This window comes from Bradyrhizobium sp. TM102 (assembly GCF_009176685.1).
Lineage (GTDB): Bacteria > Pseudomonadota > Alphaproteobacteria > Rhizobiales > Xanthobacteraceae > Bradyrhizobium > Bradyrhizobium ottawaense.
This window is the reverse complement of record NZ_AP021855.1, coordinates 4,216,758-4,238,481: the sequence shown is the minus strand read 5'-3', so window position 1 is coordinate 4,238,481 and position 21,724 is coordinate 4,216,758. Positions and strand designations below refer to the sequence as shown.

At 65.3% G+C, this 21,724-nt stretch carries 20 protein-coding genes; 6 read left to right on the top strand and 14 right to left on the bottom strand.

Annotated features, from left to right (window positions below; all coding sequences use genetic code 11):
• Positions 1–60 precede the first annotated feature (60 nt).
• The 12 genes from ilvD to pncA form a co-directional block, all read right to left on the bottom strand.
• Entirely contained in the window at positions 61–1,911 is a 1,851-nt protein-coding gene (gene ilvD, locus GDN70_RS20305; RefSeq protein ID WP_028144606.1) for a dihydroxy-acid dehydratase, read from the bottom strand.
• Positions 1,912–2,207: 296 nt separating this feature from the next.
• Positions 2,208–3,068: an ABC transporter permease gene (locus GDN70_RS20300; protein WP_152102939.1), complete on the bottom strand. Its 861-nt coding sequence runs from the start codon at positions 3,066–3,068 to the stop codon at positions 2,208–2,210.
• Positions 3,065–3,994, bottom strand: a complete 930-nt coding sequence (locus GDN70_RS20295) for an ABC transporter permease (protein ID WP_173015839.1) — start codon at positions 3,992–3,994, stop codon at positions 3,065–3,067. Before GDN70_RS20295 ends, GDN70_RS20300 begins: the two co-directional genes overlap by 4 nt.
• On the bottom strand, positions 3,994–4,980 hold the full coding sequence (locus GDN70_RS20290) for an ABC transporter ATP-binding protein (protein WP_152102937.1): 987 nt from the start codon (positions 4,978–4,980) through the stop codon (positions 3,994–3,996). The genes GDN70_RS20295 and GDN70_RS20290 overlap by 1 nt, the downstream gene beginning before the upstream one ends.
• Positions 4,977–5,960, bottom strand: coding sequence for an ABC transporter ATP-binding protein (locus tag GDN70_RS20285; protein ID WP_038951108.1), 984 nt, complete (start codon positions 5,958–5,960; stop codon positions 4,977–4,979). Before GDN70_RS20285 ends, GDN70_RS20290 begins: the two co-directional genes overlap by 4 nt.
• A gap of 1 nt (position 5,961) precedes the next feature.
• Positions 5,962–7,599, bottom strand: coding sequence for an ABC transporter substrate-binding protein (locus GDN70_RS20280; protein WP_152102936.1), 1,638 nt, complete (start codon positions 7,597–7,599; stop codon positions 5,962–5,964).
• Between the two features lie 23 nt (positions 7,600–7,622).
• Positions 7,623–8,438 carry a sugar phosphate isomerase/epimerase gene (locus GDN70_RS20275; RefSeq protein WP_152102935.1) on the bottom strand — a complete coding sequence of 272 codons (816 nt, stop codon included), beginning with the start codon at positions 8,436–8,438 and terminating at the stop codon, positions 7,623–7,625.
• A 448-nt stretch (positions 8,439–8,886) separates the two neighbouring features.
• The gene (locus GDN70_RS20270) at positions 8,887–10,131 is read right to left on the bottom strand and encodes a DUF1236 domain-containing protein (RefSeq protein WP_152102934.1); all 1,245 of its coding nucleotides are present in this window, start codon (positions 10,129–10,131) and stop codon (positions 8,887–8,889) included.
• A gap of 91 nt (positions 10,132–10,222) precedes the next feature.
• Positions 10,223–10,606, bottom strand: coding sequence for a GrlR family regulatory protein (locus tag GDN70_RS20265; protein WP_173015838.1), 384 nt, complete (start codon positions 10,604–10,606; stop codon positions 10,223–10,225).
• Positions 10,607–10,638: 32 nt separating this feature from the next.
• On the bottom strand, positions 10,639–12,672 hold the full coding sequence (locus tag GDN70_RS20260) for an NAD(+) synthase (protein WP_152102932.1): 2,034 nt from the start codon (positions 12,670–12,672) through the stop codon (positions 10,639–10,641).
• Positions 12,673–12,844: 172 nt separating this feature from the next.
• Positions 12,845–13,960 carry an alpha/beta fold hydrolase gene (locus tag GDN70_RS20255; protein ID WP_038970344.1) on the bottom strand — a complete coding sequence of 372 codons (1,116 nt, stop codon included), beginning with the start codon at positions 13,958–13,960 and terminating at the stop codon, positions 12,845–12,847.
• Positions 13,961–13,976: 16 nt separating this feature from the next.
• Positions 13,977–14,615: a bifunctional nicotinamidase/pyrazinamidase gene (gene pncA, locus GDN70_RS20250; RefSeq protein WP_038951100.1), complete on the bottom strand. Its 639-nt coding sequence runs from the start codon at positions 14,613–14,615 to the stop codon at positions 13,977–13,979.
• Between the two features lie 259 nt (positions 14,616–14,874).
• Between pncA and glk the strand changes: the two genes are divergently transcribed.
• The 3 genes from glk (at position 14,875) to GDN70_RS35030 (ending at position 16,527) form a co-directional block, all read left to right on the top strand.
• A complete protein-coding gene (glk, locus tag GDN70_RS20245) occupies positions 14,875–15,876 on the top strand; it encodes a glucokinase (protein WP_152102931.1) in 1,002 nt (333 codons plus the stop codon).
• A gap of 151 nt (positions 15,877–16,027) precedes the next feature.
• Positions 16,028–16,231 (top strand): hypothetical protein, encoded by a 204-nt coding sequence (locus tag GDN70_RS20240; RefSeq protein WP_028136378.1) that lies wholly within the window; start codon positions 16,028–16,030, stop codon positions 16,229–16,231.
• Between the two features lie 140 nt (positions 16,232–16,371).
• Positions 16,372–16,527 (top strand): hypothetical protein, encoded by a 156-nt coding sequence (locus GDN70_RS35030; protein ID WP_162832271.1) that lies wholly within the window; start codon positions 16,372–16,374, stop codon positions 16,525–16,527.
• 109 nt (positions 16,528–16,636) lie between these two features.
• Here GDN70_RS35030 and GDN70_RS20235 read toward each other — a convergent pair whose 3' ends face one another.
• Both GDN70_RS20235 and GDN70_RS20230 read right to left on the bottom strand, forming a co-directional pair.
• Entirely contained in the window at positions 16,637–17,014 is a 378-nt protein-coding gene (locus tag GDN70_RS20235; protein WP_028144593.1) for a response regulator, read from the bottom strand.
• Positions 17,015–17,125: 111 nt separating this feature from the next.
• On the bottom strand, positions 17,126–17,923 hold the full coding sequence (locus GDN70_RS20230) for a Spy/CpxP family protein refolding chaperone (RefSeq protein ID WP_038970347.1): 798 nt from the start codon (positions 17,921–17,923) through the stop codon (positions 17,126–17,128).
• 465 nt (positions 17,924–18,388) lie between these two features.
• On the opposite strand from GDN70_RS20230, the gene GDN70_RS20225 reads away from it, so the two are divergent.
• The 3 genes from GDN70_RS20225 (at position 18,389) to GDN70_RS20215 (ending at position 21,719) form a co-directional block, all read left to right on the top strand.
• Positions 18,389–19,729, top strand: a complete 1,341-nt coding sequence (locus tag GDN70_RS20225) for an ABC transporter substrate-binding protein (RefSeq protein WP_038970348.1) — start codon at positions 18,389–18,391, stop codon at positions 19,727–19,729.
• Between the two features lie 140 nt (positions 19,730–19,869).
• Positions 19,870–20,808 carry a carbohydrate ABC transporter permease gene (locus GDN70_RS20220; RefSeq protein WP_028144590.1) on the top strand — a complete coding sequence of 313 codons (939 nt, stop codon included), beginning with the start codon at positions 19,870–19,872 and terminating at the stop codon, positions 20,806–20,808.
• Positions 20,808–21,719 carry a carbohydrate ABC transporter permease gene (locus tag GDN70_RS20215; protein ID WP_028144589.1) on the top strand — a complete coding sequence of 304 codons (912 nt, stop codon included), beginning with the start codon at positions 20,808–20,810 and terminating at the stop codon, positions 21,717–21,719. Before GDN70_RS20220 ends, GDN70_RS20215 begins: the two co-directional genes overlap by 1 nt.
• Positions 21,720–21,724: the final 5 nt, after the last annotated feature.

Below are 21,724 nucleotides of genomic sequence, written 5' to 3'. Positions count from 1 at the left end.
TCGCGGGGGGACCGCGAGCGCTTCGGAGAAATCGACTCCCGCCTGAGGCGTGTCGAGGCGCTATTTCGATCGCCGCTTGACCTCGCGCACGGCGCCGCGCGCGGCGCTGGTGGTGAGCGCAGCGTAGGCCTGCAGCGCGGTCGAGACGTTGCGCTTGCGCGCAGCCGGCTGCCAGGCGGCATCGCCCTTCGCCTCTTCCGCGGCGCGGCGCTTGGCGAGCTCCTCGTCGGAGACCTCTAAGCTGATGCTGCGGTTCGGGATGTCGATGGCGATGCGGTCGCCGGTGCGCACCAGGCCGATGTTGCCGCCTTCGGCGGCTTCCGGCGACAGATGGCCGATCGACAGGCCGGAGGAGCCGCCGGAGAAGCGGCCGTCGGTGACGAGCGCGCAGGCTTTGCCGAGGCCCATCGATTTCAGGTAGCTCGTGGGATAGAGCATCTCCTGCATGCCGGGGCCGCCGCGCGGACCTTCGTAGATGATGACCACGATCTCGCCGGCGACAACCTTGCCGCCCAGGATGCCTTCGACGGCCGCATCCTGGCTTTCGAACACGCGCGCGGGGCCCGAGAATTTCAGGATGGTAGCATCGACGCCGGCGGTCTTCACGATGCAGCCGTCCTGCGCGAGGTTGCCGTAGAGCACGGCAAGGCCCCCGTCCTTGCTGAAGGCGTGCTCGAGGTCGCGCACCACGCCCTTCTCGCGGTCGGCATCGAGCTCGTCGTAGCGGCGCTCCTGGCTGAAGGCGACCTGGGTCGGGATGCCGCCGGGCGAAGCGCGGAAGAAGGTGCGGACCGCTTCGCTCTTGGAGCGCTTGATGTCCCAGCGTTCCAGAGCGTCGTTCATGGTCGGCGCGTGCACGGTCGAGACCGAGGTGTCGATCAGGCCGGCGCGGTCGAGCTCGCCCAGAATGCCCATGATGCCGCCGGCACGATGCACGTCCTCGACATGCACGTCGGCGACCGACGGCGCGACCTTGCACAGCACGGGCACGCGGCGGGAAAGCCGGTCGATGTCCTTCATGGTGAATTCCACCTGCCCTTCATGGGCGGCGGCGAGCAGATGCAGCACGGTGTTGGTCGAGCCGCCCATGGCGATGTCGAGCGTCATCGCGTTCTCGAACGCCTTGAAGTTTGCGACGTTGCGCGGCAGCACGGATGCGTCGTCCTGCTCGTAATAGCGGCGGACGAGATCGACGATGGTGTGGCCGGCCTCGACGAACAGGCGCTTGCGGTCGGCATGGGTTGCCACCACCGTGCCATTGCCGGGCAGTGCCAAGCCCAGTGCCTCGGTCAGGCAGTTCATGGAGTTGGCGGTGAACATGCCCGAGCAGGAGCCGCAGGTCGGGCACGCCGAGCGCTCGATCACCTTGACGTCGTCGTCGCTGACCTTGGAATCGGCTGCGGCGACCATGGCGTCGATGAGGTCGACGGCCTTGGTCTTGCCCTGCAGCTTGACCTTGCCGGCCTCCATCGGGCCGCCCGAGACGAACACGACGGGGATGTTGAGCCGCAGCGCGGCCATCAGCATGCCGGGGGTGATCTTGTCGCAATTGGAGATGCAGACGAGGCCGTCGGCGCAGTGCGCGTTGGCCATGTACTCGACGCTGTCGGCGATCAGCTCACGCGACGGCAGGCTGTAGAGCATGCCGTCATGGCCCATCGCGATGCCGTCGTCGACCGCGATGGTGTTGAATTCCTTGGCGACGCCACCGGCCTGCTCGATCTCGCGGGCGACCAGCTGGCCGAGGTCCTTGAGATGGACATGACCGGGCACGAACTGGGTGAAGGAATTGACGACCGCGATGATCGGCTTGCCGAAATCGGCGTCCTTCATGCCGGTCGCGCGCCAGAGGCCGCGGGCACCCGCCATGTTGCGGCCGTGGGTGGTGGTGCGGGAGCGATAGGCTGGCATGGCGGTTTCCGTCCTCGGTTTGACCGGCCGGGCGGGAAAATCTGGTGCCGCCTCAGGCCTTTGTGGCCGGATAGCGCACGCGGGGAACGCGCGCAACGGGAACTTGGGGCGGACAGGGCTCCCCTGCTCCCGGCGCGGGGTTTTCGGCGCCTAGCCTACCTCTCTCCGTCATTCCGGGGCGATGCGCAGCATCGAACCCGGAATCCATCGGGCGGCAGCACCCGCGGGACAATGGATTCCGGGCTCGCGCCTTCGCGCGCCCCGGAATGACGGCGGATGATCCCGAGGCGCATCCGTTACTGCAACGTCGGATCGAGCCGGTCGCGCAGCCAGTCGCCGATCACCGAAACTGCCAGCGTGGTCACGACGATGGTGGCGGCCGGCGCCAGCATGATCCAGGGGGCCCGGGTCAGGTATTCGCGGCCGTAGCCGACCATGTTGCCGAGGCTGGTCATCGGCGGCTGCACGCCGAGGCCGAGGAAGGACAGGCCTGACTCCATCAGGATCACCTCGGGGAAGACAAGCGTGGTCGAGACGATCAGGGTCGAGGCGATGTTGGGCAGGATGTGCCGGAGGTAAATCCGGGGCGGCGTCGCCCCCAACTGGCGGACCGCCGCGGCGTAGCCTTGCGCATTGGCGGAGATGGCAAGGCCGCGGGCGATGCGGGCGTAGCGCTCCCAGCCGAACATGCCCATCAGGCCAATCAGCAGCGGCAGCGAATTGCCGAAGAAGGCGAGCACCGCGAGCGCCATGATCAGGAACGGCATGCTGGCCTGGAAGTCGGTCAGCATCAGCACGAACTGCTCCACGGCGCCCCGAAAATGCGCGGCGAGGAAGCCGAGCGTGGTGCCGACGATCGCGGAGATGGCGGTCGCACCGAAGGCGATCAGCAGCGAGATGCGGATCGAGACCAGAAGGCGCGAGAGCACGTCGCGGCCGAGCTCGTCGGTGCCGAGCCAGTGCGCGACATTGCCGGGCGCGGCCAGCCGATTGCGCAGGTCGAGCTGGGTGAAGCTGTAGGGCGCGATCTTCTCCGCGAAAGCCGCAACCACCAGCATCGCGACGATCCAGGCGGCCGCAAGCAGGACCGAGACCGGGATCGCCGGCAGGCTGATGCGGCGGCCGCTGGCCGTGTCTTTCAGCGTGGCGTCGGTCATGCGTGCACTCCTTTGGCGCGCAACCGCGGATCGAGGAAACCGTAGAGGAAGTCGACAATGAGGTTGGACGTGACCATGGTCATGGCGACCAGCAGCAAGATGCATTGCACGACGGCGAGGTCGCGGTTGGCGACCGCGACGACGAGAAGCCGCCCTACTCCCGGCCAGGCAAACACGCTCTCGACCACGACCGCGCCTGCGATCAGCGTGCCCACCATGAAGCCGAGAATGGTGACGGTCGGGATCGCCGCATTCGGCAGCGCATGCGATGTCACCACCCTGCGCCACGGCACGCCCTTTGCGGATGCGGTGCGGATATAGGGCTGGCCCAGCACCTCCAGCATCGCGCTGCGGGTGAATCGCGCCAGCACGGCCGCGCCGCCGAGGCTCAGCGTCGCAATGGGAAGGATCGCGTGGCGCCAGCTGTCCTGCCCGCCCGAGGGCAGCCAGCCGAGCTGCACGGCGAACACGAGCACCAGCAGCAGCGCGAGGACGAAGCTCGGCACGGTGAAGCCGGCCACCGCCGTCATCATCACGGCGCGGTCGATTGCGGAGCCCCGGTGCAGCGCGGCGTAGATGCCGGCGGGAACGCCGAGCGCGACCTTGAAGGCGAAGGCCGGTAAGGTCAGCGCCAGCGTCGCCGGAATCCGCTCCAGCACCAGCTCGATCGCGGGCCGTCCGTCGCGCATGGAGCGGCCGAGCTCGCCCTTGGCGATGGCGCCGAAATAATCGAGATACTGAAACCAGATGGGATCATCGAGGCCCCAGGCCTTGCGGAACGCCGCGAGCACCTCGGGCGGCGCCTCCGGTCCCAAAATCATCAGCGCAGGGTCGCCAGACAGACGCAGCACGACGAAGGCGAAGGTGACGACGAGCACGATCGTGAGCGCCGCGCGTCCAATGCGAATGGCGAAGTAGCGTCCCATCACGCCGCGTCCCGTGTCTCGGCGCCCGTGACGAGATGGCAGGCGACCTGCCTATTGCCACCGACAGCCGCGAGCGCCGGCACCTCGCGCGCACAGCGCGCGATCGCGCGCGGGCAGCGCGGATGGAAGGCGCAGCCTTGCGGTCGCGCGGCTGGGTTCGGCGGGTCGCCCGCGAGCACGATGCGGCCTGCGCTGCGGCGGCCCGGTGCCGGCGAGGCGGACACCAGCGCCTGGGTGTAGGGATGCTCCGGTCGCGCGAACAGATCGTCGGCGCTGCCGACCTCGACGATGCGGCCGAGATACATCACGGCGACGACATTGCTGATCTGCCTGACGACGCGCAGATCGTGGCTGATGAACAGCAAGGTGAGCGAGAGTTGGGCCTGGAGATCGCAAAGCAGGTTCACCACCTGCGCCTGGATCGAGACGTCGAGGGCGCTGACCGGCTCGTCGCAGACCAGGAAATCGGGCTTTGTCGCCAGCGCCCGCGCCAGCACGATACGCTGACGCTGGCCACCGGACAGTGCGCCCGGATAACGCGCGCCATGCGCAGGCGTCAGCTCGACGGCGCGCAGCAATTCGCGGACGCGCTCATCGCGCATCGTGGGTGAGCCGACGCCGTGAATGTCGAGGGGCTCACGGATTTGCGCCGCGACCGGCAAACGGCGGTCCAGCGCGCCGAGCGGGTCCTGGAAGATCATTTGCATGCGGGCGCGCTCTGCGCGCCAAGCCGGCGTGCCCGGCGCAGCCATCGGCTTGCCGTCGAACCTCACCTCGCCGCTATCGGGCGGCTCGAGGCCGAGCACGACGCGTCCGGTGGTCGACTTGCCCGAACCGGACTCGCCGACGAGGCCCAGCGTTTCGCCTTTGCGGATCGTCAGCGACACGCCATCGACCGCGTGCACGGCTGTGCTGCGGCCGAACATCCCGGAACGCTGGGAATAACTGCGAGCGATCGCGGACACCTCGACGAGCGGCGGGCTCATTCGGCCGCGATCCCGAGCAGCGCGCGGCGCGAGGCTTCGGCGCGGATGCAGGCGACAGCCCGATCATCGGCGATGGGCGCCAGACTCGGCGCGGAAACGCCGCACGCCTCGGCCGCCATCGCACAACGCGGCGCGAAGGCGCAGCCATCAGGCATCATCGCGGGATCGGGCACGGTGCCGGGAATGGCGGTGAGACGGCGGCGTGGTCCGTCGAGCGGCGGCAGCGCGCCGATCAGGCCCTGGGCATAGGGATGCACGGGATCGGCGAACAGCTGGTTGGCGGGGGCCTGCTCGACGATGCGGCCGGCATACATCACCGCGACGCGGTCGCAATTCTCCGCGACGACGCCGAGATCATGGCTGATCAGCACCATCGCCATGCCGAGTTCGCGGCGGACCGTCGAGAGCAGCTCCAGGATCTGGGCCTGAATGGTGGCATCCAGCGCCGTGGTCGGCTCGTCCGCGATCAGGAGATCCGGATTTCCGGCAAGCGCCATCGCGATCATGATGCGCTGGACCTGGCCGCCGGAGAATTCGTGCGGATAGGCCTCCAGCCGCCGGCCCGCATCGGGAATGCCGACGAGATCGAGCAGCCGTCGCGCTTCCGCCTTCACGGCGTTGCCTTGGAGATCGCGATGCAGCGCCAGCGCTTCACAGAGCTGCCTGCGGATGGTCAAGACCGGGTTGAGCGCGCTCGCCGGATCCTGGAAGATCATGGCGACGCGCCCGCCCCGCACCGTGTCGAGCTCGGCCGCCGGCGCGCCCAGGATCTCGCGTCCGTCGAGCCGCACCGAGCCCGAGACCTTGGCATGCCGTGGCAACAGCCCGAGCGCGGCAAGCCAGGTCACCGACTTGCCCGATCCGGACTCGCCGACGAGGCCGAGCGCCTCGCCCTTGCCAAGAGCGAGATCGACGCCGCGCAGGACCGGCACGCCGCTGAAGGCGACGCTCAGGCCTGCAATGCTGACCAGTGGTGACACCTCAGGCCTCGAAATTGCCGGCGCGGAAATCCATCGCGAACGCCGGCGAGGCCTTCCACTTGATCGACTTCGGCTTGGCCGTGAAGGTCGCGTTCTGGTGCAGCACCGTGTAGGCGGGGTCTTCGCGCTCGGCGATCTCCAGCATGCGGCGGAACGCCTTCTTACGGGCGGCACGGTCGGTCGAGGTCTCCAGGAATTCCGAGAGCTTGTTCAGCTCGACATTGGTCCATTCGCCGATCTGCTGCTGCTGGCCGTTCGGGCCGTGCTGGGCGACCAGCGAGGAGACCGGATCGTTGAAGGCGGCCGAGTTAGACCAATCGCGCACGGCGCGCGTGGGCGCGCGCTCCATGATCTGCGACCAGTTCTCCTTGGTCTCTATCTGGACGTTGAGGCCGACCGACTTCCACATCTCGACCAGCACCTGTGCGGTCGCAACCTGGTTGGTGTAGTAATTGTTGAGCAGGCGATAGGGAATCGGATCGCCCTTGTAATTGGCCTGCTTGAGCAGATCCTGCGCCAGCTTTGGATCATAGGCTGGCACGCTCCAGTCGGCGTTGAACATGTCGCCGTAGAACTCCCACTGCAGCCCCTTCGGCACGCGGGTGCGGCCGGCCCACAGGCTGTCAACGATGGCCTGGCGGTCGATCGCGTGGGTGAAGGCGCGCCGCACCAAGGGATTGGCGAGCTGGGCGTGGTTCTTGTCGAACACGGTCAGGCGGTGGTTGAGGATGGTGCCGCCCTGCACTTCGAACGCGGCGTTCTTCTCGATGCCGGCGATCTGGTCCGGCGGGATGTCGCAGGCGAACTGGTACTCGCCCGAGAGCAGCCCGTTGATGCGGCTGGCAACCTCCGGCACTTCCAGGAAGCGGATGCGCTTGAGCGGCGGACGGCCGCCCCAATATTCGTCGTGCGCTTCCAGCGTCAGCGACACGTCGGGCTTGAGCTCGACAACCCTGTAGGGGCCGGTCGTCACGGGCTTGCGCGCCCAATCGAGATAGCTCGCGGATTCGTCCCAGGCGCGGCGGTTCATGATGTCGGAGCCGTAGCGCGACAGCCGGCCCTCGATCGTGACGTCGGGCGTCGCGTTGTAGAAGCGCACCGTGTATTTATCGACCGCATCGACCCGCACGAGGTCCGGCCAAATCCGGCGTGCGACCGCGGGGACGTCCGGCGGCAATTCCTTGCCCGGCCGCGGCGTCGGGATCTTCTCGAAGGCCTGGATGGTGGAGCGGCTCTTCGCCTCGGTCTCGCCGAACATGCGCTCGCGGCTGAAGGTGAAGACGACGTCCTCTGCGGTCAACTCGTCACCGTTGTGGAACTTGACGCCCTGGCGCAGCTTCACCTCGACGGTCTGGTCGTCGATGCGGCGCCATTCGGTGGCAAGGCCGGGCACGGCCTCGAGGCTGCCGCGCCAGTTCTTGGAGATCAGGCCTTCCCAGATCGAGGAGAAGAACACGCGCTCGCCGACATTGGACTGCTCGCGCAGCACGTCGAGCACGTTCGCATTCGTCACCTTCTGCACGGCGATCGTCACCGACGGACGGTTGTCGCCCTGCGCGATCGCAAAGCGCGGCAGCAGCAGCGTACCTGCGGCGGCGCCGCCGGTTTTCAGGATGGCGCGACGGGTGAATTTGCTCATGGCGGTAGCCCCAGATGATGCGGTTATTCGGCGAGACCGAGCGCGGCCAGATAGGCTGCGCCGGCGCGGACGTCGTCGTGGTTGCGGAGTTCGAGGATCAGCCGCGGGTTGGAATTCAGCCGTCCAAGGGCACGGAACACGGCGACCCAGGGGATGTTGCCTTCGCCCGGTGCCCAGTGCCGGTCGGCAAAGCCGTCGGTGTCCTGCAGATGCACATGGGTCAGCATGTCGCCAGCGGTCTCGACATAATAGTCGACCGGCGGCGCGCCGGTGGAGATGTGGGCGTAGTTGGCGTGCCCGGTGTCGAGCGAGACGCGGACCTTGGCGCTTTCCAGCGCCCTGGCGAGGCGCACCCGGCCGCGCGGATCCTTGTCCTCGATGTTCTCGATGACGATCTCGCAGCCGATGGTCTCGGCGCGCGCGATCACCTCGGCGAGCGTCGCCTTGACACGTTCGACCAGATTGCCGCGATTGTCAGGATAGAGATCGAGATTGTTGTGGTCCCAGGTCGTGAACGGCGAATGGATCACCATCTGCGTCGCGCCGAGGAACTCGGCGGCGTCGAGGCCCTGAAGCAGGCGCTTGGTCACGGCCTGGCGGATCATGGGATCGTGGCTGTCGATCTTGAAGCCCCAGAACGGGCCGTGAATGCCGAGCCGGCCGGTATGGCCTACCAGCATCTGCTTGATCTCGCCGGCCGTGCTCCGCCAGTCGCTGTCGAGAAGATCGGCGCGGAAGAAATCCTGGATTTCGAGATCGCGCTGCCGGTCGAGGAGCCAGTCGCGATGTGCAGGGATCGATTTGATGGACAATGCGGCGCCCAGCACCGGCTTCGACATGGCTTGCTCCTTCGCCGTCAGCGATGACGGGAGCAGCGCTAGACCAGTTCAATGACAGGCCCGTGAATTCGAGTTGCGCGGCGCCGAGGAGATGTGGACATCCTGCCGATCGCGTGCCGCGGACCAGGCAACAGCGATCAGACCACCGATGCAGAACGGGCACATGGCAAGCGGTATCTATGTCCGTAGTGATCCGGAATGGAATCCTATCGCGATGTCACGTACATCGCGTGCATCGATCGGCGGCCACTTCCACGGGCATCACCCTCTGATCGCGCTACATGGGGTTGGGGGACCACATGGGGCGGGGGATTGAAGGCTGGGGCAAGGTGACGAGGTCCGGACTCCTAGGCACTCCGGACCTCGAAACTTTCAGATTGAACGCAGCAACGCGCCGTCCGGTTGGGGCATCCGGGCGGCGCGTTGTCGTTTCAGCGTCGTCTTTCGATCAGCGCGTTTGCGGCTCGATCGTCACCGAGCAGTCGCCCTGCCCTTGCGTCGCGACCACGATATTGCCGGCGGCCGCCCCAAGGGCGACCGGTGCGGACGAGCTGCCATCCGGCATCTGAACCGTCACGCTCAGCGAATCCGTGCGCGCGGTCGAGCCGACCGTTGACGGCTCTGCCTGGGCGACATTGCCCGACGCATCACGCCGCATGATCTGACAATTCACGCTATTGTTCGTCGCGCTGCCGGCGGCTGCCACGTTCGACGAGGCCGCGCCGCCCATCTGCGCGCGGGCTCGCGACGGATCGCGCGGCACCTGGCTGACGATGCGATGCGTCCGCGGCTCAACGATGACGACGTCATCGTCGGTCGCGAAATACTCGTAATCCCGATATTGGGGCTCGATCGTGACGATCTCCGGCGGCAGCCGGTAGAGACGCACGCGCGGTGGGATCGTCTCGCCGATCCGGATCGAGATGTTCAGGTTGCGCTCCGGCTGCGCCAATCGCGCGCGGCTCACCGTTTCAGACATCCGCACCTGCTTCTCGGTGGTCACGCTGGTCTGCTGACCAACCTGCGTGTTGGTCTGGGTGGTCTGATTGGCTTGATTGGTCTGCGTACCGGAAGGTGCGGTTTGCGCATTGGTGGTCGGAGCTGCGCGGTTCGTGTCCGTCGCGGTGGCCGGCCGGTTGTTCTGTTGCGCCGGCTGTTGCTCGGCGGCATTGCGCGGAGGCTGGTTCTGCTCTTTCTGGTTGGCCGCAGCTCCCGTGCGCTCGTTCTGCTGGCCAGCGGGGCCGGTCTTGGATTTCTCGGACTCGGCGGTTGATTTCTGCGGCGCAGACTTATCCTGCTTCGTCTCGGCGCTGCTCTTGCCGGTCTCGCGACCTTGTTTCGCCGTGTCGGCTTCTCGGTTGCGATCTCGCGATGGCTCGCGAGACTCCTGGGCCTGCTCTTTCGCATTGGGCTGGCCGCGTTCGGCGGCGGTGCCTTGTCGTCCCTTCTCTTCCTCCGCACGGCGGCCGCCGCCTTTCTCCTCGCGGCCGGCTCCCTGCACCTTCTCTTGTGCGCCCTGGGCGCGATCTTGGACGCGTTCTTGAGCTGCACCACCGCGGGGCGCGGCGCCTTTCGCCGGTTCCTCGGTCCGTTTTGGCTCGTCTCTGCGCTCACCGGGCGCCTGGGCGTAGGCGATGCCGGACGCGAGCATGAGCCCGACGGCCGCAGTCGATAACATCAAATGTTGACGCATGGTCCCTCTCCTCGACAATTCGCAACAACAGACGCGAACGCTCTGTGGGTGCGAAGGTTCCTGAGCAGGAACGAGGGCCGATCACGCGGATTTAAATCGCGTCCTTCTTCAATGTGAGGCGGGCCGTGAATGTCACGCTGGTCTTGCCGACCAGTGCCATGCCTTCGACCTCGGCACCGCCTGCGGAATAGTCGCCCGAGAAGCCGCAGGTGACCTCCCTGCCGCCGAACGCAAGCGTCCTGCCGACCGCTTCGGTATGCTGATTGACGATCATGTCGCCCCGCCACTTGCCGTTCCGGAAGGTGTAGGTGCCGGTGTAGTAGAAATAGCTGTCGCCGCCCATGATGCGTCCGTCGCACAGCACGACGACGCCTCTCGCCTGCCCGCGCTTGCCGTCGCGCATCTCGATGTCGAAGATGTAGAGGCCGTTGACGACCCTGGCCTCCTCCGCTTCCGCTCCATCCCCTGCCAACATCAGATCATCTCCCCAACGATCCGCCTCCCCGATCAGTTCGGCACGTTCCGCTCGAGATCCTCGAGCCATGCCGCCGCGCTCGAATCCGAGGGCGCACGCCAATCGCCGCGGGGCGACAGCGAGCCGCCCGCCGAGACCTTCGGGCCGTTCGGCATCGCCGAGCGCTTGAACTGGCTGAAGGCGAAGAAGCGGCGCAGGAACACCTCGAGCCAGCGGCGGATGTCCTTGAGATCATAGGCCTTGCGCCGGTCGCTCGGGAACGCCGGCGGCCATTCGCCCTTGGCGACATCCTTCCACGCGTGCTGCGCCATGAAGGCGATCTTGGACGGACGCATGCCGAACCGCAGGGTGTAGAATAGGTTGAAATCCTGCAGCTCGTAAGGGCCGACGGATGCTTCGGTGCTCTGCGGCTTCTGGCCGGGCTCAACCGGCACCAGCTCAGGCGAGATCTCGGCGGCCAGGATCGAGCCAAGCGTCCGGTTGACGTCGTCGCCGAACTGCTTCGATGAGATCACCCAGCGGATCAGATGCTGGATCAGCGTCTTCGGCACGCCGGCATTGACGTTGTAATGTGCCATCTGGTCGCCGACGCCATAGGTGCACCAGCCGAGCGCGAGCTCGGAGAGATCGCCGGTTCCGATGACGATGCCGCCGTGATGGTTGGCGAGCCGGAACAGGTAATCCGTACGCAGGCCGGCCTGCACGTTCTCGAAGGTGACATCGTAGACCTTCTGGCCATTGCCGAAGGGATGGCCGATATCCTTCAGCATCTGCGTCGCGGTGGTGCGGATATCGAGCTCCTGCCAGCTCGTCTGCAACGCCTGCATCAGCGCCATTGCATGGGTCTTGCTTTCACTGCCGGTGGCAAAGCCCGGCATGGTGTAGGCCAGGATGTTTTCGCGCGGCAGGCCGAGCAGGTCGACTGCCTTGGCGGCGACGATCAGTGCATGGGTGGAATCAAGCCCGCCCGACACGCCGATCACGACGCGCTTGGTGCCGGTCGCGCGCATGCGCTGCACGAGGCCGGCGACCTGGATGTTGTAGGCCTCGTAGCAATCCTGCTCGAGCAGGCTTTCGTCGCTCGGCACGAACGGAAAGCGCTCGACCTTGCGCAGGAAGCCGATGTCGGCGGCCGGCGGCTTCAGCGCGAATGTCACCTTGCGGAAAAACGCCTCGCGCTGCCGGCGGTTGTCATCGAACGTCCCCATCGAGGCACGCTCCTGCCTGAGCAGATCGAGATCGACGTCAGCCAGCGTGATCTGGCCGCCCTGGCGGAACCGCTCGCCCTCGGCCAGCAGCACGCCGTTCTCGTAGATCGAGGTCTGGCCGTCCCAGGAAAGATCCGTGGTCGATTCCCCGGCCCCAGCCGCCGAATAGACGTACGCCGCGAGGCAGCGCGCCGATGTCGATTGGCACAGCAGCGCACGCGAGCGCGCCCGGCCGATCGTGATCGGGCTGCCCGAGAGATTGATCAGCACGCTCGCGCCCGCAAGCGCCAGCTCCGAGGCCGGCGTCACTGGAATCCACATGTCCTCGCAGATCTCGACGCCGATGGTGAGGCCCGGAACGTCCTCGGCCGCAAACAAGAGGTCAACGCCGAACGGCGCATGCAGCCCGCCGAACGCGATCGTCTCTCCGACCATGCCGGCGCCGGAGGCGAAATGCCGCCCTTCGTAGAATTCGCGGTAGGTCGGCAGGTACGTCTTCGGCACCACGCCGAGGATGTTGCCGCGGTGAATGACGACGGCACAATTGTAGATGCGATGACCAAAGCGCAGCGGCGCTCCGACGATCAGGACCGTCATCAGTCCCGCTGAGGCCTCAACGAGGCCTACGAGGCCGCGCTCGACCGCATCGAGCAGCGGATCCTGCTTGACCAGGTCTTCGATCGCATAGCCGGACAGGCACAGCTCGGGAAACACCGCGACCGCCACCGACTGCTCATGGCAGGCATCGGCCGCCGCCAGCACGGCCTTTGCGTTGGCCGAGGGATCGGCGACATGGGACGTGGTGACACAGGCCGCCACGCGCGCAAATCCGTGGGCGTAGATCGAGTGGAAAGTCATCGAGCGCAGTACCCTTAATCTCTTCGCTGCCGAAGCCGTCAGCTCCAGACCCTATGTAGCCCATCGACCCGGTCCCGTGCAGGCCATCCGCCGTCATGCATAACGGATTTGCGCCGCGGTCTGCCCAGCGCCATCTGCCCAGCGCCTTGGTCTGCCCGGTACCTTGGCGAGCTCAGGCGCTGCGGGCCAGCACGCCGGACAGATCGTCGCGCAGCCACGCGGCGATCCGCGGCCAGGCGTGCGCGTGGGTGCGCGCGCCCATGAACAGGCCGAGATGATTGCTCGGCTCGGAAGCCGCCGCAATGAAGGCCGGCGGCGTGCCGAGGAGACCGGCGGTGGCGAGCGCCTGCGCAGCCGGCACGACCTCGTCGTCGAGTCCGGCCAGCAGGAAGACCGGCGCCTTGACGTCCGTCGGATCGACCGTGCGACCAAGAGCGACGAAACTGCTGCTAGCGATCTGGTTCTCCCTGAAAATCCGGTTGACGATCTCCAGATAGTATTTGCCCGGCAGATCGAGCGTCTCGGCGTTCCAGCGGTCGAACCGCGCGAGCAGCGCCGCGCCCTCCTCGTCCGAGAGGTCTCTCTGCAACGCCGTTACGATGTCGTCGCGGTTCGGCGCCTTGGACCAGAAGCGCAGCATCTCCTCGCCGCGGACATTGCCGCCGCCGCGTGCGACGAGCTGGTCGTAGACCATCTCGGGCGCGTTGCGGGTGAGCCGGCACAACGAGGATTCAATCGACAGATCCACGGGAGCGCCGACCAGCACCAGCCGCCGCACCTTGGCCGGAAAGCGCGCCGCATAAAGCAGCGACAGCCAGCCGCCCTGGCACAAGCCGACCAGATCGACCGGCGCGCCGATCTCGTCGATGGCGACATTGAGATCGCCGAGATAGCTGTCGATCGAGAGATAGCGCATATCCGGCGTCGCCGACCGCCAGTCGGTGAGATAGACCCGGTCGATGCCGCCGGTCTGCAGCGACTGCACCACACTGTGGCCGGGGGCGAAATCGGCGATCAGGGCCCGATGCAGCGCATAGGGCGCGCAGACCAGCGCCGGCTGGCCGGACCGCGCCTGCGAGCAATCGCGCAGGCGCATGGTCGCGAGCTCCAGCGCCACGGTGCTCGGGGTCGTCCAGGACAAAGTGCTGTCGCCCTGCTCCGCCGGACCGCGCTCCAGCCACCAGAAGCAGCTGTCCATGGCGAGGCGCGCCGCTGCCAACGGCCACAGCAGCGGGTCGTCCGGGACGGGCCCCTGCGCGCCGCTCTGTTTGCCGGCCTGATTCACCATGGCTATCTCACCATCGTCACAGGAACGCCTCGAGGCTCACGATGGAGATGCCGAGGTCGCGAAAACTCCGATGGGCCGCGGCGACGGAGCCGTCGAGATCGATGCCGCGGCAGGCGTCCTCGATGACGGCGACCTCGAACCCTGCCTTGCGGGCATCCTCCGCCGAGAAGCGGACGCAGAAATCAAGCGCGAGGCCGGCGACGAACACGGTCTTCAGCTCGCGTTCGCGCAAATATCCAAGCAGTCCCGTCGGCGTCCGCTTGTCGTTCTCGAACAGCGCAGAATAGGAATCGATGCCACGGCGAAAGCCCTTGCGCACCACGAGGCTCGCCCCGACCACGTCGAGATCGCGATGGAACTCCGCACCCGAGGTACCCTGCACGCAGTGCGCCGGCCAGAGCACCTGGGTGCCGTAGTCGAGCTCGATGGTCTGGAACGGCTGCTTGCCCGCATGGTTCGGCGCGAACGAGACGTGGTCGCGCGGATGCCAGTCCTGGGTCAGCACCACATTGGCGAATTTTTGGGCGATTCGGTTGATGGCAGGGACGACCTTCTCGCCGCCGGGAACGGCAAGCGCCCCGCCGGAGCAGAAATCGTTCTGCACGTCGATCACCAGCAACACGTCGCGGTCGGAAATCTTCATCGCCGGGCTCATTCGATGTGCCCGGCGCGCCGGCGCCGGACAAGTCCGCTGAGTGTCGGCCTTCCCGCGCCGCTTCGCAACCGCCCACGCCGTGCGAAGCCCCGCGCGAATTGGTCATGGGGAAACCCCCATGATGCAACGGTTTGGCCTCGTCCGTGTTGACTAGGCGCACCCAAGGGCGGATTCTCGCACTGTCCGCGACTGCGCGGATCGGGTCGAAGGACTGGAGGACAGGGTTGTCGTGCCGCAAGGCGGCGGCAGCCACGGAGTCATGAATATCGGCAAGACAGGACAGATACTTCTCGCCGATATCGGCGGCACCAATGCGCGCTTCGCGCTGATCCGGAGCGAATTGGGCCACGGCGACCTCGGCAACGGCGACCAGACCGGACCGATCGATTATGTGAAGGTCGCCGACTTCCCGACCGTTCGGGAAGCCATCGCGGACGTGCTGGCGCGCCGGTCCGGCGGCGAGCAGCCGCAAAGAGCCGTGCTGGCCGTGGCAGGTCCCGTCACCAACAACCGCTGCGTCATGACCAACAGTCCCTGGGTCATCGACGGCAACGAGCTGCAGCCGGCTCTCGGCTTCGACAGCGTCCATGTGCTCAACGATTTCGAGGTGGTGGCCTGGTCCCTGCCCGCCTTGCGGCCTGCCGATCTGATTTCGCTCGGCGGACAGGATGGCCTGCCCGGCGAGCCGTTGCTGGTGGTCGGCCCCGGAACCGGCTTTGGCGTCTCCTGTCTGGTCGAACGCCATGGCGCGCGCCTCGCCGTCGTCACCGAGGCAGGACATGCGACCCTGCCGGCGGAGAACGAACGCGAGGAACGTGTGATTGCGTGCTTGCGCCGACGCCTTGGCCACGTCTCCATCGAGCGTGGCGCGCTCTCGGGTTCCGGGCTGCAAAACCTCTACGAAGCCTTGGCTGAGGTTGACGGCGCCCAGGTGCCGCACCGCGACGCTGCCGCCATCACCAAGGCCGCGCTGGAAGGCACCTGTCCCGTCAGCCGCGCGACGCTGGAGATGTTTTGCGCCATCCTTGGGTCGGTCGCCGGCAATCTCGCGGTGACGTTCGGTGCCCGCGGCGGCGTCTATGTCGCCGGCGGAATCGTGCCGCGCTTCCCCGAGTTCCTTCTCGCTTCGGCGTTCCGGGCGCGCTTCGAAGCCAAGGGGCGCTTCCAGGACTATCTGCGCAACATCCCGACCAAGCTCGTGACCAAGCCAGACGCGAGCTTCGTCGGCCTGAAGATGTTCGCCGACTCCAATCCAAACTGAAGTCGGTCGTCCTCCCTGCTCATGGTTCCATTAATACACAGCTGATTGCAGCGCACACGCGGTTCCACGCAGGAACGTGCTTGCCTGCGTGTTCCGGATGAGAAACAATCCTGCCGTGTGTTTGTGTGTGGCGTAGTTGCGGGGGCGTGACATGCGTAAGCAGGATTTGGGTTTCGACTACCACCGCTATCATCGCCTGCTGAGCGAGGCGGATGACGAAGACAAGCGGCTGGCCCTGATCGACTTGCTGATCGAGGAAAAGGCGCGAGACCGGCTGGCCGCCCAGCGCGCTTCGGACCGCGCGGCCATGACGGCCCACACCATTGCCAGGGTGCTGAAGAACGGCCGCAACTGAGACTTGCAATCCGGCCCGCGACGCCGGAGAACGCGGCATCCTATTGGGATTCCGTTAAGGACGCCCCGCAATCTGACGTCAAACTTTTTGCTCTAGGGTTCCCTCACCTGATGCAATTCAGGGTCAAACAAGGGGGCAATGTGAGCATGATTTCGATCGCCGCGATGCCGGCCGTCGTCGAAACGCGTTTCGCCGATTCGTCCTTCAAGACCATCTTGCTGTTCTGCTGCACGGGCCTGGTCGCCTCGTTCGGCCTGATGACGTACGGCATCGACCTCGGCGCCGGCCTGATGTGAGACCGCGACAAATTCCGTCGCCAGATGGCCGCCCCGACGGGCGGCCATTTTCGTTGGGCTATCTCAGTGCGGCGTCTTCGCCGTCACCAGTGCGGCGCCTTGCCGTCACTCAGTGCGGCGCTTTGACCGGGGCTCCCGGAAACATGGAATCGATCATCGCCTTGAGCTGATCCATTGCGATCGGCTTGCGCAGGATCGGCCTGCGCCGGAGCAAGGACGGCAGCAGTTCGGGACCGTATCCCGTGGCGAACATGAACGGCTTTCCGCGACGTTCGATCAGGTCGGCGACGGGATCGACGTAAACGCCCATCAGATTGATGTCGAGGATGGCCATATCGTATTGCGCGGTCATGGCGAACGCGCTTGCGTCCCGGACATTGTCCGCTTCCGCGACGACGTGGTGGCCGAGTTCCACCACCATGTCGGCGATCATCATCCGGATCAACGCCTCGTCTTCGACCAGGAAAACGGAGAGTCCGTCCGCCATATCAACCCCGCAGTCAGCTTGCCAAACTAATCATAACTCAATTGCGGAGAAGATTCACGAATTCGTGGCGGGCGCCGTTAATTCACACGCGCCCGATCCGATTCAACTTGATCAATCCAATCCTCGCTCGTGGCTCAGCCGCACCATCTCCTGAATGAAGACCTGCTTCTGCTTGTCATCGAGGCTCGAAAACAGCGGCTCGGCGGCGTCGGCGACATTGCGCTGGTCGGCGGCGCGGTCGATCAGGAACTGCGCCTCGTTGCGCATCTGCTCGATAATGTCGTCGGGCGGATCCCGCTTGGCGCGCGCAACCCGCAAGTTGAGCCGCTCTGCACCATTATGCCCAAGGTAGTGCATTGCGCTCGAGAAGCCGTACCAGTGCTTCTCCTGATCAGCCGTGAGGTTCAGCTGAGTCTTGATCCGCTCGATATAGGAATCGCTGTTGGCGACGATCTGCTCGGCGGTCTGCTGCGGCGCGCCGGTCTGAGTGAGGACGGTGACATCCTTATTGTCCTTGCCCTGCGGTGCGTTCTTGGCCTCCTTGCTCGCCTTGGCGCCCTTGCCTGCCTTGGCGCCCTTTGCATCCTTGTCCTTTGCATCCTTGTCCTTGGCCGCGCCCTGTTGCTTGGCGTCCTTGCCTGCATCCTTGGCGGCCGGGGCCTGATTGCCATTGTTGTTGCCGACGCCGAGCACGCCGGTGAAAACGCCGACCACACCGCCGATTGCACCGCCGAGCACGCCACCGACGGGACCTGCCGCCTTGTTTCCGGCCGCCGCGCCGTCCTGAACGCCTTTGACCAAGCCTTGAGCTTGGGCCATTGCGGCCGCACCGAGCAGCAGCGTAAGCACGGCCCCCAGAGCAAGCCATCGCCGCATGTGAAGCCGCGCAGACGGCGCCGGGTTGATCATTCTCGTCTCCATCGTCGATCTGACTGGCCTGTTAGGGCGGAGTCACCCGCCAGCTGCAACTCTATCGTTTCCGCCGCTTCGCGGTCCAGACGCAGCCGAATGCTGTCCACGTCCGAAAAGTCTTTCGCGCGAAGCGGTTATGCAGGCTTATTCGAAACTGCGGCGTAATTGCGCACGGATCGTTCGGGGCCGGTTCACGCGAAGTGTGCGTCGCAAAACAAGCGATCGCAGCTCACGACCGGCACAGCGCTGCCGCGTTCGGGGACGCAACGTTAGTTCTAGGCGCGAGACGTTCGGCTTTCTCGACAGACGCGGTCAATCATGATCTGATCGCGCTACCAATTTGCTGCGGCCTGCGTGAATTGTTCACTCGGGCCGATGGCATCAATAAGAAAATCCAACAAGAGCTCGGAAAAGAAGTCTTAGAGGAAACTCCAACAACAAACACCCAGGCGAGGAAACGAGATGTCACGCAAGACACTGACGCGACGTCAATTTGTGGCTGCCACTGCAATGTCCTCCGCGGCGCTGATCACAGCGCCCTATGTCCGGGGCGCTTACGCCGCCGGCAAACTCTCGATCGGCTTCTGGGACCATTGGGTGCCGGGCGCCAACAAGGCCTCCACCGATCTCGTCAATGAATGGGCCGCGAAGGAGAAGGTCGAAGTCTCCATCGACTACATCACCAGCAACAACAAGAAGATCGAGCTGACCGCCGCGGCCGAAGCCCAGGCCAAGTCCGGTCACGACATCCTCCAGATGCCGAGCTGGTGGCCGCAGGCCTATTCGGAGAATCTCGAGCCGCTCAACGACGTCATGGAGCCGCTCCTCAAGCAGAACGGTGAGGTGAACGGCACCGTCAAATATCTCGGTCAGTCGGGCGGCAAATGGCTCGCAGTGCCCGCGACACCCGGCAGCCAGATCAAGGGTCCCTGCTCCCGCATCGACCTGATGAAGAAGCATGCCGGCATCGACGTGCAGGAGATGTACCCGGCCGGCGGCCCACCCAAGGTCGAGAACTGGACCATGGAGACCTTCCTGAAGGCAGCCGAGGCTTGCCACAAGGCCGGCGTTCCGTTCGGCATCGGTCTCGGCGAGACCACCGACAGCGTGGACACCGCCGGCGCGATCTTCCAGTCGTTCGGCGCCGAGCTCGTCAACGCCAAGGGCGACATCACGGTGAAGACCGATGCCGTTCGCCAGGCCATGGAGTTCTACAAGAAGCTGATCGCGTTCCTGCCGCCGGATGCGCCGTCCTGGGACGACGCGTCAAACAACAAATGGCTGATCTCCGGCCGCGGCGCGATGATCCTCAATCCGCCGAGCGCCTGGGCCGTCGCCAAGCGCGATGCGCCGCAGGTGGCCGAGCAGTGCTGGACGCACGGCTTCCCGTCCGGTCCGAAGGGCCGGTTTGCACCGTACCTGCCCTATTTCTGGGGTGTCTGGAGTTTTGGCAAGAACAAGGAGGCGGCCAAGAGCCTGCTCGTTCACATGTCCTCGCCGTCGTCGATCGAGAAGTTCGTCGCGGTGAGCGGCGGCTACGACCTGCCGGCCTACGCCAACATGACCAAGCTCAAGACCTGGGCCGAGGAAGGACCGCCGCAGGGAACGCTGTTTCACTATCCCGACCCCTACAAGCATCAGACGCTGTCGATCGCGGCGTCCCCAGCACCGCCCAAGATCGCCCAGCAGATCTATTTCCAGGCGACGCTGACCAAGATGGCGCTGCGTTTTGCGCGCGGTGAGACCATGGATCAGGCCCTCGCCTGGGCCGAGGGCGAGTGCGAAGGCTTCATGCGGAGCTAGCCGGGGTGTGCGGGCGGTTCACGCCATCTGCGTGAGCCGCCTGCATCCCGTCATCGGATTCGCATGGCCGGGAAGCCGACCCCAATGGCCGGCTTCGAGGTGGACAAAGAAGTAGATAGAGCTGATTCAAGGAAGCTGAGATGGCCGATGTCGTCGTCGAGCAAGGTCGCGTCGCCCGTGCAAGGGGCGCGCGGAAGGGATCAAGCCTGCGCAACGCGCTCGGGCGAAAATCGACGGTGGCGTTCTTCCTGACGCTGCCGCTGATCCTTCTGATCGTCCTGCTCGTGCTCTATCCCGCCTTCTACTCGGTTTACCTCGCGACCCTGAACAAGGCGATGACGAAGTTCGTCGGCCTCAGCAACTTCACCTTCCTGTTCAAGCGCGAGACGTTCTGGATGGTGGTGCGGCAGTCCTGCATCTTCGCCATCACCGCGGTGGTCTTCAAGGCGCTGATCGGTTTCATCGTCGCGCATTTCGTCCACAACATTCCGGGCAAGAAGCAACGCAAATGGCGCGGCATGCTGCTGGTGCCCTGGGTGATTCCGCCGGCGATGAGCACGCTGGCCTGGCTGTGGCTGTTCGACCCCTCCTACAGCGCCTTCAACTACACGCTGTCCTTCTTCGGCGTCGGTCCGATCCCCTGGCTCGGCGACACTTTCTGGGCGCGCTTCTCCGTCATCCTCGTCAACGTTTGGTACGGTGCGCCGTTCTTCCTGATCATGTATCTGGCCGCGCTGAAATCCGTGCCCGACCAGCTGTACGAGGCCGCGGAGATCGACGGCGCCAATTGGTGGCAGAAGATCTGGCACATCACTTTGCCGATGATGCGCAACATCATCGCCATCACCACCTTGTTCTCGCTGATCGTCACCTTCGCCAATTTCGACATCGTGCGCATCCTGACGTCGGGCGGCCCGCTGGATACGACGCATCTGTTCGCCACTTGGGCGTTCCAGGTCGGCATCCAGAGCAGCGACATTCCGCTCGGCGCCTGCGTCTCCCTGTTCATGGTGCCGATCCTGGCGGTCGCTGCGATCTTCATCCTGCGCGATGTCAACAAACGCGGAAACGAAGCCTGATGAGCACGCTCGCAATCGACAAGGCCGGACCGTCCCGCAAGGTCAAATACGGCAGCATGAGCCGCGACCGCATCTGGGCGCTTCGCTGGTCCTATTTCTTCCTGGTGCTGTTCGCCATCTTCTTCCTGACGCCGCCGGTCTACATGCTGATCACCTCACTCAAGAGCAGCGCGGAGATCTCGGCGGCAACCAACCCCTGGTGGGTGTTTCATCCGACGCTATCGAACTATGTCGAGCTGTTGAGCTCGAACCAATTTCTGCGCTTCTTCTGGAATTCGTCGATCATTTCGATCATCGTGGTGATCGTAACCATGATGATCAGCATCCCCGCGGCCTTCGCGCTGGCCCGGATGAAGTTCTGGGGCTCGGCGACGCTGGCCACCGGCGTCTTCCTCACCTATTTGATTCCGGACAGCCTTCTGTTCATCCCCCTGTTCAAGGTGCTCGGGATGGTCCAGGACCTGACCGGCATCACGCTGCTTAACCGATGGTACGTGCTGGTGTTCATCTATCCGACGCTGACAGTGCCATTCTGCACCTGGATCATGATCGGCTATTTCGCCTCGATCCCGAAGGAGCTGGATGAGGCGGCCCTCATCGATGGCGCCTCCTGGCTCCAGACGCTGACGCGGATCTTCATTCCCGTCGCGCTGCCCGGCCTGATCGCCGCCACCATCTTCGCCTTCACGGTGTCCTGGGCGCAGTTCCTCTATCCCCTGGTGTTCACGACATCGGTGGATCAGTTGGTGCTGCCGGTCGGCATCACCACCACGCTGATCAAGGGCGACGTCTTCAACTGGGGACAGATCATGACCGGCGCGCTGCTCGGCGCTGCGCCGCCGCTGGTCATCTACGCCTTCCTGATGGACTACTACATTGCCGGCCTGACCGCCGGCGCGACAAAGGGTTGATGTCT